Source organism: Chthonobacter albigriseus (genome assembly GCF_013839445.1).
GTDB lineage: Bacteria > Pseudomonadota > Alphaproteobacteria > Rhizobiales > Pleomorphomonadaceae > Chthonobacter > Chthonobacter albigriseus.
The window spans coordinates 207,098-220,877 of the sequence record NZ_JACDIT010000004.1 but is presented as its reverse complement, the minus strand read 5'-3'; the positions used below and the strand labels follow the sequence as shown (position 1 = coordinate 220,877).

Below are 13,780 nucleotides of genomic sequence, written 5' to 3'. Positions count from 1 at the left end.
GGGGAGCCATGGGCGCAGGAGCCGCTGAGAGGACGCACGGATCGGTCCAGCGAATCCGCACAGGCGGCGGCGTTCCGCTCCTGGAGGCACGGCACATCGTCAAGCGCTTCGGCGACAACGTGGCGAACGATGACGTGTCGCTCCGGGTCATGCCGGGCGAGATCCACGCGCTGCTGGGCGAGAACGGGGCCGGCAAGTCGACCCTGGTGAAGATCCTCTACGGCGCGCTGCAGCCCAACGCGGGCGAGGTCCTTTGGAAGGGGCAGCCGGTGACGATCGCCTCGCCGGCGGCCGCCCGCGCGCTCGGCATCGGCATGGTGTTCCAACATTTCTCGCTGTTCGAGGCGCTGACGGTGGCGGAAAACATCGCCCTGGCGCTGCCGAAGGGCAGCGACATGAAGAGCCTCTCGGCGCGCATCGAGACCGTATCCGCAGACTACGGGCTGCCGCTGAAGGCGACGTCGCGGGTTGCCGACCTCTCCGTTGGCGAGCGGCAGCGGGTGGAGATCGTTCGCTGCCTGCTGCAGAACCCCGAACTCATCATCATGGACGAGCCGACTTCGGTGTTGACGCCGCAGGAGGCTGACCAGCTGTTCGTGACTCTGAAGCGCCTGGCAGACGAGGGTTGCGCCATCCTCTACATCTCGCACCGGCTGGAGGAAGTCCGGGCGATCTGCCACCACGCCACGATCATGCGGCGGGCGAAGGTGGTCGCGGAAACCGATCCGACCACGGAGACCGTCGGCACGCTCGCCCGGCTGATGGTCGGCAGCGAGATCGGCGAGGTGACCCGGTCGAAGGGAACGCCCGGCGCGCCGCGGCTGATCCTGAAGGCACTGTCATTGCCGGCGACGTCGGCTTTCGGCGTGCCGCTTCATGCGATCGACCTCAGCGTGGCGGGCGGCGAGATCGTGGCGATCGCGGGCGTCGCCGGCAACGGTCAGAGCGAGCTCTTCGACGCCATCTCCGGCGAGCGGGAAGCGCCGCAGGACGGCATGGTGACCATCGACGGTCAGCCGGTCGGCGCCCACGGCGTCAATGTCCGCCGGCGGCTTGGAGCGGCCTTCGTGCCGGAAGAGCGGTTGGGCCACGGCGCGGTGCCGGGGCTGAAGCTGTCCGAGAACGTGGTGCTGACGCGGCACGGCACGGGCGAGGGCATCGCCTCGGGCGGTTTCACCCGGTTCGGGCTCGCCGGCAAGATCGTCGAGGCGGTGACGCACCGGTTCGACGTGCGCAAGGGGCCGCCGGACCCGGAAGCGCGGTCGCTGTCGGGCGGCAACCTGCAGAAGTTCGTGGTCGGCCGCGAAGTCGACCGCACGCCCGGCGTGCTCGTCGTGGCGCAGCCCACGTGGGGCGTGGATGCCGGGGCGGCGGCGGTGATCCGGCAGGCACTGGTGGACCTAGCGCGGGCCGGTTCGGCGGTGCTGGTCATCAGCCAGGACCTCGACGAGATCTTCGAGGTGGCCGACCGGATCGCGGTGATCTCGCGCGGGCATCTTTCGGCGCCGAAGCCTGCCGAGGCGATGTCGCGAGAGGAGATCGGCCTGCTGATGGCCGGCGGCGCGGAGAAGACGGCCGGAGGTGCCCATGCGCATTGAACTGGTCCGCCGGCCGGAGATGAGCCGGACCATGATGCTCGTTTCGCCGCTGATCGCGGTGGGCCTGACGGTGCTGTTCGCCGCCATTGTTTTCGCCCTCCAGGGCCATGATCCGCTGACGGGCATCTTCTACTTCTTCATCGAGCCGCTGATGTCGTCGTGGTCGCTGGAGCAGCTGGTGATCAAGGCGACGCCGCTGATCATCATCGGGCTCGGGCTGTCGGTCTGCTACCTCTCCAACAACTGGAATATCGGCGCGGAGGGGCAACTCACCATCGGGGCGATCACCGGGTCGATCCTGCCGATCCTCTATCCGGAGTTCGTCAGCCCGATCGTCGCGCCGCTGATGATCCTGATGGCGGCTGCGGGCGGGGCAGCCTACGGGCTGGTTCCGGCCGTGCTGAAGACGCGGTTCGGCACCAACGAGATCCTGACCAGCCTGATGCTGGTCTACGTCTCCACGCTGTTCCTGGACTGGGTCGTGCGCGGCCCCTGGAAGAGCCCGCAGGCCTTCGGTTTTCCGATCACGGTCGATTTCAACGAGAGCGCCGTGCTCGGCAGCTTCCCTGTCGGCCCGCTCTACCTCAACGCCTCGGCCTTCATCGCGCTGGCGCTGGTGGTTGTGCTGGCGGTGGTGATGCGCTCCACGCTGAAGGGCTTCGAGATCAGGGTGCTTGGCCAGAGCCCGCGCGCGGGCGCCTTCGCCGGCTTTTCGGCGCGGCGGATGACGTCCTTCGCCTTCGCCTTCTCCGGCGCGCTCGCCGGCGTTGCCGGGCTGATGGTGGTGATGACGGAGATCCAGAAGCTGCAGCCGGTGATCTCGCCCGGCTACGGCTTTACGGCGATCATCGTCGCCTTCCTCGGCCGGCTCAATCCGATCGGCATCCTAATCGCCGGGTTGGTGATCGCGCTCTCCTATCTCGGCGGCGAGGCGATCCAGACGTCCATGCAGATGTCGTCCAAGGTGGCGACGGTGCTGCAAGGGATGCTGCTGTTCTTCGTGCTCGCCTGCGATACGCTGATCCTCTACCGCATCCGCCTCGTGTCCACCCGCAGCACCCAGGAGCAGGCTCGTGCTTGAAGCGATCATCCTGACGGTGATCACGGCCGCGACGCCGCTGCTGCTGGCGGCGATCGGCGAACTCGTGGTGGAGCGATCCGGCGTCCTCAACCTCGGTGTCGAGGGGATGATGGTGATGGGGGCCGTCGCCGGCTTCGCGATCACCGTATCCACCGGCAGTCCGCTGCTCGGCATCGTCGCCGGTCTGGTCGCGGGGCTGGCGGTCAGCCTGATCTTCGGCTTCGTGACGCTGACCCTGGTGGCCAACCAGGTCGCTTCCGGGCTGGCGCTGACGCTGTTCGGCCTCGGTCTGTCGGGCCTGCTCGGCGAAGGCTTCGTCGGCACGCCCGGCATCAAGCTGCCGAGCCTCAGCATCCCCGGCCTCACCGACATCCCTTATGTCGGCCGGATCCTGTTCGGCCAGGACATCCTGGTCTATGTCTCCTTCGCGCTGGTGCTCGCCGTGTCGTGGTTCCTGTTCCGCACACGCGGCGGATTGGTGTTGCGCGCAGTCGGCGACAACCACGTGTCGGCCCATGCGCTCGGCTACAAGGTGATCCGGGTCCGCTATCTCGCGGTGATGTTCGGGGGGGCCTGCGCCGGTCTCGGCGGGGCGTATCTCTCGATCGCCTATACGCCGCTCTGGGTGGAGAACATGACGGCGGGCCGCGGATGGATCGCGCTGGCGCTGGTGGTGTTCTCGTCCTGGCTGCCGTCGCGGCTGGTGATCGGCGCCTACCTCTTCGGCGCAGTGACGATCCTGCAGCTGCACGCCCAGCCGCTCGGCCTCGGCGTGCCGTCCCAGTTCCTTTCGATGCTTCCGTATCTTGCGACTGTGGTGGTGCTGGTCGCCATCTCCGGCAACCGGCGCGCGACGCGTTTCAACACGCCCGCCTGCCTGGGCGCGCCCTTCGTCCCCGACCGTTGAGGTCGGGGCCTGAACCGGCGGGGTCGACGCGATCCGGCTCCGCCCGCTTTTCCAGCGATCGCATGGACACCCACCTTTCCAGAGGGAGAGCGACAATGAAGAAGATACTGCTCCTGGCCGGCACCGCGCTCGCGCTTGCCGCCGGCACCATGACCGCGTCCGCGCAAGAGAAGCTGAAGGCCTGCTGGGTCTACGTCGGTCCGATCGGCGACTTCGGCTACTCCTACCAGCACGACCAGGGCCGCCTGCAGGTGGAGAAGGAACTCGGCGACAAGGTCGAGACCGCCTACCTGGAGAACGTGTCGGAAGGCCCCGACGCCGAGCGCGCCATCGAGCGCTTCGCCCGCGAAGGCTGCAAGATCGTCTTCACCACCTCGTTCGGCTTCATGGACCCGACCATCAAGGTCGCCAAGAAGTACCCGGACGTGAAGTTCGAGCATGCGACCGGCTTCAAGAAGGCCGACAACGTGGCGATCTACAATGCCCGTTTCTATGAGGGCCGCTACGTCATCGGCCAGATCGCGGCCAAGGAATCGAAGGCCGGGCTTGCCGGCTACATCGTGTCCTTCCCGATCCCGGAAGTGGTGATGGGCATCAACGCCTTCATGCTGGGCGCGCAGTCGGTCAATCCGGACTTCAAGGTGAAGATCGTCTGGGTGAACACGTGGTTCGATCCGGGCAAGGAAGCGGACGCGGCCAAGGCGCTGTTCGACCAGGGCGCCGACATCATCGTCCAGCACACGGATTCCACGGCTCCGCTGCAGATCGCCGAGGAGCGCGGGCTGAAGGGCTTCGGCCAGTCGTCCGACATGATCAAGTTCGCGCCCAAGGCGCAGATGACGTCCATCGTCGACGATTGGGGCCCCTACTACGTCAAGCGCGTGCAGGCGATGTTGGACGGCACCTGGTCCTCGACCGACACGTGGGAAGGCATGAAGGAAGGCGCGGTGGTGCTGCCGCCGTTCGCCAACATGTCCGACGAGACGAAGAAGCTTGCCGAGGAAACCTACGCCAAGATCAAGTCCGGCGAGTTCCATCCGTTCACCGGCCCGATCTTCGACCAGGCCGGAGCCGAGAAGTACCCGGCGGGCGCTGTGGTGCCGGACGGGGATCTGCTGGGCATGCTCTGGTACGTGAAGGGCGTCGACGACAAGCTTCCGCAGTAAGCCGAACTCGTAACCATTCGTCGCCCGTCCGTTCCAGGCGGGCGACGAACCGGGATGCATCGGCCGGCGGTCAGCCGGCCGGCATGCGCCTTGCTTTGCTCAAGGCATCGTTCTCCGATCTCACGCCAAGGCCGTCATGACCGCTTTCCTTGCCGAATGGGCCAACATCCTGCTTCGTTGGGCGCATCTCGTGGCCGGCATCGGCTGGATCGGAACCAGCTTCTACTTCATCGCGCTGGACCTCTCGCTGAAGAAGCGGGAGCGGATGAACCCGGGCGTCTACGGCACCGCCTGGGAGGTGCACGGCGGCGGCTTCTACCATGTCGAGAAGTACATGGTGGCCCCGGCGCAGCTGCCGGAAGACCTGATCTGGTACAAGTGGGAAGCCTATCTCACCTTCCTGACCGGCTTCGCGCTGCTTACCGTCCAGTACTACTTCAACGCGTCGGCCTACCTGATCGACCCGGACCTCTTGCCGATGCGGCCGTCCGAAGCGATCGTGATCTCGATCCTGTCGTTGCTCGGCGGATGGCTTGCCTACGACCGGTTGCTCTGCCGCTCGCCGATCGGGCGGAACACGCCACTGCTCGCAGTGGCGGTGTTCGCGCTGATCATGCTGTTCTCCTACACCTTCACGCACATCTACTCCGGCCGAGGCGCGTTCATCCACGTGGGTGCGCTGGTCGGGACTATCATGGCGGCGAACGTGTTCATGGTGATCGTGCCGAACCAGCGGAAGATCACCCAGGCGCTGCTCAGGGGCGAGGCACCGGATCCGGCGCTGGGGGCTATGGGCAAGCAGCGCAGCGTGCACAACAACTATCTGACGCTGCCCGTGCTGCTGATGATGGTGTCGAACCACTATCCGATCCTGACGAACCATCCGCAGAGCTGGATCCTCGTCGCGCTGATCCTGGTGGTCGGGGCGATGGCGCGCCATTTCCTCAACCGCCACGAGGCCGGAGATCCCTTCGCCAAGATCTGGTGGACGCTGCCGATCGCGGCCGCCGGCCTGGCGGTCGCGCTGGTGATGACGGCACCGGCTCCGCGCGCCACAACGGTGGACGGCGTCGCTGTCACCGACGAGGTCGTGGTCGGGATCGCAGCCAAGCACTGCGTCGCCTGCCATGCAGCTAAACCGTCGCACGAGGGCTTCGCGGAGGCACCTAAGGGCGTCGTTCTGACCGACGCGGCCAAGCTGCGGCAGTTCTCGGCACTGATCGAACAGCAGGCGGTCAAGTCCGACGCCATGCCGCTCGGCAACGAGACCGGCATGACGGCCAAGGAGCGCGAAATGCTTGGCGCATGGATCGCGGCGCTGAAGTGATCCTTGGCGGCGTGCATGGAGCGGAACCACTGCTCCAGGTGGCGCAGATCCGACCGGACCGAGCCGGTTCGCGGACTGGCGGGCGGATTGCCGTCCATCGCACCCGCCGCCCCTGAAATGCCCGATTTTCCTGCTGTTTCGACCGTCCACAGACTTCTCGCCGGCAGATTGGTCCGCGCCCGCGGAATCGGCTAGAGAAGGTCTTCACGGAACCAGCGAAAGAGCCTGGAATTGGCCGACGAGACCAAGCGACCCACCGGGGGCGGCGCCACGCCGCCCGACATCAAGCCGATCTCGATCATCGAAGAGATGAAGCGCAGCTATCTCGACTACGCGATGAGCGTGATCGTGAGCCGCGCCCTTCCCGACGTGCGGGACGGCCTGAAGCCCGTTCACCGGCGCATCCTCTATTCGATGCACGAGAACGGCTACGAGTGGAACCGGCCCTACCGCAAGTCCGCCCGCGTCGTCGGCGACGTGATCGGTAAGTACCATCCGCACGGCGACCAATCGATCTACGACGCCTTGGTGCGTATGGCGCAGCCCTTCTCGATGCGGCTTCCGCTGGTGGACGGGCAGGGCAACTTCGGTTCGGTCGACGGCGATCCCCCGGCGGCGATGCGCTACACCGAGGTGAGGCTGGAGCGGGTGACGAACTCGCTGACCGATGACCTCGACAAGGACACGGTCGACTTCACGCCGAACTACGACAACTCGGAGCGCGAACCGTCGGTGCTGCCGGCGCGCTTTCCGAACCTGCTCGTCAACGGGGCTGGCGGCATCGCCGTCGGCATGGCGACCAACATCCCGCCGCACAATCTCGGCGAGATCATCGACGCCACGATCCGGGTCATCGATCAGCCTGATGTCGAGATCGAGGACCTGATGGAGATCGTGCCGGGGCCGGATTTTCCGACCGGCGCGCACATCCTCGGCCGCTCGGGCATCCGCCAGGCCTATCTCACCGGGCGCGGCTCCGTCGTCATGCGGGGGCGGGTGACCGTCGAGCAGATCCGCAAGGATCGCGAAGCGATCATCATCCACGAGATTCCCTACCAGGTGAACAAGTCCACCATGGTGGAGAAGATCGCGGAACTCGTCCGCGACAAGCGGATCGAAGGCATCTCGGACCTGCGCGATGAATCCGACCGCGACGGCATGCGCGTGGTGATCGAGCTGAAGCGCGATGCGGTGGCCGACGTCATCCTGAACCAGCTCTACCGGTTCTCGCCGCTGCAGACCTCGTTCGGCGTCAACATGGTGGCGCTGAACGGCGGCCGGCCGGAACTGATGACGCTTAAGGACGTGCTCGTCGCCTTCGTCTCGTTCCGCGAGTCGGTGGTGATGCGGCGCACCCGCTTCCTGCTCAACAAGGCGCGTGATCGTGCGCACGTGTTGGTGGGTCTGGCGATCGCCGTCGCCAACATCGACGAGGTGATCGCCCTGATCCGCAACGCGCCGGATCCGGCGACCGCGCGCGAGCAGCTGATGACGCGGCGCTGGCCGGCGAAGGACGTCGAGGCGCTGATCCGCCTGATCGACGACCCGCGCCATACGGTCAACGAGGATGGCACCTACAACCTGTCCGAGGAGCAGGCTCGCGCCATCTTGGACCTGCGCCTGCAGCGCCTGACCGCGCTCGGACGGGACGAGATCGCCGACGAGCTGAACAAGCTAGCCGAGGAGATCAAGGACTACCTCGATATCCTGGGCTCCCGCGGTCGTATCCTGGATATCATCCGGGGCGAGCTGAACGACATCAAGACAGCCTTCTCCACGCCGCGCCGCACCGAGATCCTCGACAGCGACGCTGACATGGAGGACGAGGACCTGATCGCCCGCGAGGACATGGTCGTGACCGTGTCGCACGAGGGCTACATCAAGCGCGTGCCGCTGTCGCTCTACCGGGCGCAGAACCGCGGCGGCAAAGGCCGTTCCGGCATGGCGACGAAGGAGGAGGATTTCGTCACCCGCCTCTTCATTGCCAACACGCACACGCCGGTGTTGTTCTTCTCGTCGCGTGGCATCGCCTACAAGCTGAAGGTCTGGCGGCTGCCGATCGGTAATCCGCAGAGCCGAGGCAAGTTCATCAAGAACCTCCTGCCGCTGCAGGACGGCGAGCGCATCACCTCCATCCTGGCGCTGCCGGAGGACGAGGGTACCTGGGGCGATCTCGACGTGGTGTTCGCCACACGGCATGGAACCGTGCGGCGCAACAAGCTGAGCGACTTCACGAACGTGAATCGCAACGGCAAGATTGCGATGAAGCTCGACGACGAGGGCGACGGGATCGTCGGCGTCGAGACCTGCACGGAGAACGACGACTTCCTGCTGGTGACCGCGCTCGGCCAGTGCATCCGCTTCCCGGTCCCGGACGTGCGCGTGTTCAAGGGCCGCGACTCCACCGGCGTCCGCGGCATTGCGCTGGGCGATGGCGACGAGCTCATCTCGATGACAATCCTGCGGCACTTCGAGGCCAGTCCCGCCGAGCGCACGGCCTACCTGAAGCAGGCGGCAGCATTCCGTCGGGCGACCGGCGAGGACGCGGAGGGCGAGGTCGAGGAAGTCGCCGTCGAGGCCGACGAGGCGGAGGAGAGCGCGGATATGACCGAGTTCTCCACCGAACGCTACGCGGAAATGAGTGCGGCCGAACAGTTCCTGCTGACGGCCACCGAACGGGGCTACGGCAAGCGCTCGTCGTCGTTCGAGTTCCGCACCTCCGGCCGCGGCGGCAAGGGCATCAAGGCCACCGACCAGACCAAGTTGAAGGAGATCGGCCGCCTGGTCGCCGCATTCCCGGTTGAGTCCACCGACCAAATCATGCTGGTCTCCGACGGCGGCCAGGTGATCCGCGTACCGGTGGACCAGGTCCGCATGGTGTCGCGTGCCTCCAAGGGCGTTCGCATCTTCAACACCGCGGACGGCGAGAAGGTGGTCAGCGTCGAGCACATCGCCGACCTCGGCGCGGACGAGGAGATCGATCCGATCGAGGGCGAGGGCGGCGGGGGCTGATCCGTCTCGCGGACTGGAGCGAACTTGAAGCGGCCGGGGAGACCCGGCCGTTTTCGTGTGCCTCGTTCCGATGGGAAAGCGGGCATGGTCGGCCCGAGCGGCGCGCCGCGCCTCCGTCGTTCACCTCGCCTTTACCATGACGCCCGCACACTTGCCGCATCGCAGTCTCGTGTTGCGTTCCTTGCCGGAAGTCGTTGCGTCTTCATGATCACCCGACAGTATCGCCCCTCCAAGGTCCGCCGGCTGGTGCTGCCGACCCTGACGGCCATGTTCCTGGGCTATTTCGCCTATCACGCCTTCCATGGCGAGTACGGGATCGTCGGCCGGCAACGTCTGGAGAACCAGACGGTACAGCTGGAGAGTGAACTGGCCCACCTGAAGACCAAGCGGCAGGAGGTGGAGACGCGGGTCTCGCTCCTGCGTCCGGGCAGTCTGGACCAGGACATGGTGGACGAGCGTGCACGTGAAACGCTGTCGATGGTTCACCCCAATGACCTGGTGATCATGCGCAGCCACGATGTTGCACTGCAGAATAACAATAATCCAGTTAACCCGACCCAATGAACTGACTTCAAGTTCATTTGCATGTCAGAAATGCAGGAACCGCATAGGACATGCGGCAATCCGTCATTGACTTCGAAGGGCCGATGGCTTTCCGTCCTCCTCGGTGACGAACCAATGGGAGGATCCACATGGCCGTGCGACCCACGACCGAGAAGCGCAGCAGCGCCTCGGCCCAATCCGCCGACAAGGCCCGCACCAAGACCCCCAGAACGACCGACAATCCCCAGATCGCGGATCTCTCGAAAGACGAGGAGATCCAGGCCTATCGCGACATGCTCCTCATCCGCCGCTTCGAGGAGAAGGCCGGCCAGATGTACGGCATGGGCCTGATCGGCGGCTTCTGCCATCTCTACATCGGCCAGGAAGCTGTCGTCGTCGGCATGCAGATGTGCATCCGCGAAGGCGAGGATCAGGTGATCACAGGCTACCGCGACCACGGCCACATGCTGGCCTGCGGGATGGATGCCAAGGGCGTGATGGCCGAGTTGACTGGCCGCCGCGGAGGCTACTCCAAGGGCAAGGGCGGCTCGATGCACATGTTCAGCCGGGAGAAGCAGTTCTTCGGCGGGCACGGCATCGTCGGCGCGCAGGTGTCGCTCGGCACGGGGCTCGCCTTCGCCAACAAATACCGCAAGAACGACCGGGTCTCGCTCACCTACTTCGGTGACGGCGCCGCCAACCAAGGGCAGGTCTACGAGAGCTTCAACATGGCGGAGCTCTGGAAGCTGCCGGTGGTCTACATCATCGAGAACAACCGCTACGCCATGGGCACGGCGGTCTCCCGCGCTTCCGCGCAGACCGACTTCTCCAAGCGCGGCGTTTCGTTCAACATCCCCGGCGAGCAGGTGGACGGCATGGACGTCCGCGCCGTCAAGGCGGCCGGCGAGCGGGCGGTGCAGTGGTGCCGCGAGGGCAAGGGGCCCTATATCCTGGAAATGCAGACCTACCGCTACCGCGGTCACTCCATGTCCGATCCGGCCAAGTACCGGTCCAAGGACGAGGTGACGCGGATGCGCACCGAGCACGACCCGATCGAGCAGGTTCGGGCGCGGCTCCTGGAGCGCGGCTGGTCGAGCGAGGACGAGCTGAAGGACATCGACAAGGACGTGCGTGCCGTCGTGGCGGAGGCTGCGGAGTTCGCGACCTACGATCCGGAGCCGGACGTGTCCGAGCTCTATACCGACATCCTGCTCTGATCCCGTCCCTTTCAGGAAACGCACCAATGCCGATCGACATTCTGATGCCGGCCCTTTCGCCGACGATGGAAGAGGGCAAGCTGGCCAAGTGGGTCAAGAAGGTAGGCGACACGGTCAAGTCCGGCGACGTGATCGCCGAGATCGAGACCGACAAGGCCACCATGGAAGTGGAGGCGGTCGACGAGGGGACGCTGAGCGAGATCCTGGTCGCCGAGGGCACCGAAGGCGTGAAGGTGAACACGCCGATCGCCAAGATCTCCGGAGACGGCGAAGCCGCTGTCGGCGGGCCGAAGGAGGGCAGCGCCGCCACCGCGTCGACGCCGAAGTCCGCGGCCGCGCCGGAGCAGGGCGAGAAGCCCGCGGTTCCCGACAACACCGCCAAGACCGTCTCGGGCGTGCCGGCGCAGCCGGTGAGCGAGCCGCTGTCCGATCCGGACCTGCCGGCCGACGTGGAATACGTCTCCATGACGGTGCGCGAGGCGCTCCGGGACGCCATGGCGGAGGAGATGCGGCGCGATCCGACAGTCTTCGTCATGGGCGAGGAGGTTGCCGAGTACCAGGGCGCCTACAAGATCACCCAGGGCCTCTTGCAGGAGTTCAGCGCGGACCGGGTGATCGATACTCCGATCACCGAGCATGGCTTTGCGGGCCTCGGCGTCGGCGCGGCCTTCTCGGGCCTGCGGCCGATCGTGGAGTTCATGACCTTCAACTTCGCCATGCAGGCGATCGACCACATCATCAACTCCGCCGCCAAGACGCTCTACATGTCCGGCGGGCAGATGGGGTGCCCGATCGTGTTCCGTGGTCCGAACGGCGCGGCGGCCCGCGTCGGTGCCCAGCACAGCCAGGACTATGCCGCCTGGTACAGCCAGATCCCCGGCCTGAAGGTCGTCCAGCCCTACTCGGCGGCGGATGCCAAGGGCCTGCTCAAGGCTGCAATTCGCGATCCGAACCCGGTGGTGTTCCTGGAGAACGAGATCCTTTACGGACAGTCGTTCCAGGTGCCCAAGGTCGACGACCTCGTGCTGCCGATCGGAAAGGCGCGCATCCACCGCAAGGGCAAGGACGTGACGATCGTCTCCTTCGGCATCGGCATGACTTACGCCACCAAGGCGGCTGACGAACTCGCCGGCATGGGCATCGACGCGGAGATCATCGACCTCAGGACCATCCGGCCGATGGACGTCCCGGCGATCGTGGCATCGGTCAAGAAGACAGGGCGCTGCGTCACCGTCGAGGAAGGCTTCCCGCAGTCCGGCGTGGGCGCAGAAATCGTCGCCCAGCTGATGGCCAATGCGTTCGACTACCTCGACGCCCCGGTCATCCGGGTCACCGGCAAGGACGTGCCGATGCCCTATGCGGCAAACCTGGAAAAGCTGGCGCTGCCCAGCGTCGCCGAGGTCATCGAGGCCGTGAAGGCCGTCACCTACACCGCTTGAGGGGGAGGGAACCATGCCGATTCAGATCCTGATGCCGGCGCTCTCTCCCACGATGGAGAAGGGCAATCTGGCCAAGTGGGCCGTCAAGGAAGGCGACAAGGTGAAGTCCGGCGACGTGATCGCCGAGATCGAGACCGACAAGGCCACCATGGAGGTCGAGGCGGTCGACGAGGGTACCGTCGCCAAGATCCTGGTGCCGGAAGGCACGCAGGACGTGGCGGTGAACGACGTGATCGCGCTGCTCGCCGCCGAGGGCGAGGACGTCGCGGCTGCGGCCGCCGGAGGCGGCAAGCCGGCGGCTCCCGCCGCATCGGCCGGCAACGGCGCGACCAAGGTCGAGAACCCCGCGCCGAAGGCTCCCGAGGGTGGCGGCTACGGCGCGGCGGCGCCCGCGCCGGTCGCAGCCTCGCAGGCCCCGGCCGCCCCGGCTCCGGCCGCTTCGTCCGCTGACGGTGGGCGCGTGTTCGCCTCGCCGCTCGCCCGGCGCATCGCCAAGGACAAGGGCGTCAATCTCGCCGATATCCTGGGTTCCGGACCGCACGGCCGCATCATCCTCCGCGATGTGGAGAAGGCGCAACCGGGCGCGGCCAGGCCGGCCGCAGCGACGGGTTCGGCTCCCGCTGCCAAGGCCGCTGAGGCTCCGAAGCCGACCGCCGCGCCGGCGGGTCCGTCCGACGAACAGGTGTTGAAGCTGTTCGAGTCTGGCACTTACGACGTCGTCCCGCACGACGGCATGCGCAAGACCATCGCGCGGCGGCTCACCGAGTCCAAGCAGACGGTGCCGCACTTCTACCTGACGCTCGACATCGAGCTCGACGCGCTGCTCGCGCTCCGCAGCCAGCTCAACGATGCCGCGCCGACGGTGGACGGCAAGCCGACCTACAAGCTCTCGGTCAACGACCTGGTGGTGAAGGCCTGGGCGATGGCGTTGAAGGCCGTGCCGGACGCCAACGTGTCCTGGACGGACGGCGGCATGCTCCGCCACAAGTTCGCGGACGTGGGCGTCGCGGTGTCCATCCCGGGCGGGCTGATCACGCCGATCATCCGCAAGGCGGAGACCAAGCCGATCTCGGTGATCTCCAACGAGATCAAGGATCTGGCCAAGCGCGCCAAGGACCGCAAGCTGAAGCCCGAGGAATACCAGGGCGGCACCACGGCGGTGTCCAACCTCGGCATGTTCGGGGTGAAGGACTTCGCGGCCGTCATCAACCCGCCGCACGCGACGATCCTGGCGGTCGGCGCGGGCGAGCAGCGGGCCGTCGTCAAGAACGGTCAGCTGGCGGTTGCGACGGTGATGAGCGTCACGCTCTCCACCGATCACCGCGCGGTCGACGGCGCGCTCGGCGCTCAGGTGGCGCAGGCGTTCAAAGGGCTGATCGAAAAGCCGTTCTCGATGCTCGTGTGAAACACGGAAGGTCCGCTCCGGCTGCCGGATCGGGCCTTTCGCCAAACAGGGCGGTCCGGCGGGCGTTCTCGGAAGAGGGTTCTGG

10 protein-coding genes are annotated in these 13,780 nt (G+C 66.3%); all 10 read left to right on the top strand.

Annotation, left to right across the window (positions count from 1 at the left end):
* Positions 1-8: 8 nt before the first annotated feature.
* Positions 9-1,598, top strand: coding sequence for an ABC transporter ATP-binding protein (locus HZ321_RS13290; RefSeq protein WP_181702838.1), 1,590 nt, complete (start codon positions 9-11; stop codon positions 1,596-1,598).
* The gene (locus HZ321_RS13285) at positions 1,588-2,679 is read left to right on the top strand and encodes an ABC transporter permease (RefSeq protein WP_181702837.1); all 1,092 of its coding nucleotides are present in this window, start codon (positions 1,588-1,590) and stop codon (positions 2,677-2,679) included. Before HZ321_RS13290 ends, HZ321_RS13285 begins: the two co-directional genes overlap by 11 nt.
* Positions 2,672-3,586 carry an ABC transporter permease gene (locus HZ321_RS13280; protein ID WP_181702836.1) on the top strand — a complete coding sequence of 305 codons (915 nt, stop codon included), beginning with the start codon at positions 2,672-2,674 and terminating at the stop codon, positions 3,584-3,586. Before HZ321_RS13285 ends, HZ321_RS13280 begins: the two co-directional genes overlap by 8 nt.
* A 95-nt stretch (positions 3,587-3,681) precedes the next feature.
* Entirely contained in the window at positions 3,682-4,752 is a 1,071-nt protein-coding gene (locus tag HZ321_RS13275) for a BMP family ABC transporter substrate-binding protein (protein ID WP_181702835.1), read from the top strand.
* A gap of 136 nt (positions 4,753-4,888) precedes the next feature.
* Positions 4,889-6,079: a urate hydroxylase PuuD gene (locus HZ321_RS13270; protein ID WP_181702834.1), complete on the top strand. Its 1,191-nt coding sequence runs from the start codon at positions 4,889-4,891 to the stop codon at positions 6,077-6,079.
* A 231-nt stretch (positions 6,080-6,310) separates the two neighbouring features.
* Positions 6,311-9,091, top strand: coding sequence for a DNA gyrase subunit A (gene gyrA / locus HZ321_RS13265; protein WP_181702833.1), 2,781 nt, complete (start codon positions 6,311-6,313; stop codon positions 9,089-9,091).
* A gap of 84 nt (positions 9,092-9,175) precedes the next feature.
* On the top strand, positions 9,176-9,655 hold the full coding sequence (locus HZ321_RS21525; protein ID WP_206682782.1) for an FtsB family cell division protein: 480 nt from the start codon (positions 9,176-9,178) through the stop codon (positions 9,653-9,655).
* 128 nt (positions 9,656-9,783) lie between these two features.
* Positions 9,784-10,851, top strand: a complete 1,068-nt coding sequence (pdhA, locus tag HZ321_RS13255; protein ID WP_181702832.1) for a pyruvate dehydrogenase (acetyl-transferring) E1 component subunit alpha — start codon at positions 9,784-9,786, stop codon at positions 10,849-10,851.
* Positions 10,852-10,877: 26 nt separating this feature from the next.
* Positions 10,878-12,290, top strand: coding sequence for a pyruvate dehydrogenase complex E1 component subunit beta (locus tag HZ321_RS13250; protein ID WP_181702831.1), 1,413 nt, complete (start codon positions 10,878-10,880; stop codon positions 12,288-12,290).
* A 13-nt stretch (positions 12,291-12,303) separates the two neighbouring features.
* Positions 12,304-13,695, top strand: a complete 1,392-nt coding sequence (locus tag HZ321_RS13245) for a pyruvate dehydrogenase complex dihydrolipoamide acetyltransferase (RefSeq protein ID WP_181702830.1) — start codon at positions 12,304-12,306, stop codon at positions 13,693-13,695.
* The last annotated feature ends 85 nt before the right edge of the window (positions 13,696-13,780 follow it).

Coding starts and splice junctions, on each gene's coding strand:
- HZ321_RS13275 (WP_181702835.1), top strand. CDS start 3,682: ATGAAGAAGATACTGCTCCTGGCCGGCACCGCGCTCGCGCTTGCCGCC.
- HZ321_RS13270 (WP_181702834.1), top strand. CDS start 4,889: ATGACCGCTTTCCTTGCCGAATGGGCCAACATCCTGCTTCGTTGGGCG.
- HZ321_RS13250 (WP_181702831.1), top strand. CDS start 10,878: ATGCCGATCGACATTCTGATGCCGGCCCTTTCGCCGACGATGGAAGAG.
- pdhA (WP_181702832.1), top strand. CDS start 9,784: ATGGCCGTGCGACCCACGACCGAGAAGCGCAGCAGCGCCTCGGCCCAA.
- HZ321_RS13290 (WP_181702838.1), top strand. CDS start 9: ATGGGCGCAGGAGCCGCTGAGAGGACGCACGGATCGGTCCAGCGAATC.
- HZ321_RS13285 (WP_181702837.1), top strand. CDS start 1,588: ATGCGCATTGAACTGGTCCGCCGGCCGGAGATGAGCCGGACCATGATG.
- HZ321_RS13245 (WP_181702830.1), top strand. CDS start 12,304: ATGCCGATTCAGATCCTGATGCCGGCGCTCTCTCCCACGATGGAGAAG.
- HZ321_RS21525 (WP_206682782.1), top strand. CDS start 9,176: ATGGTCGGCCCGAGCGGCGCGCCGCGCCTCCGTCGTTCACCTCGCCTT.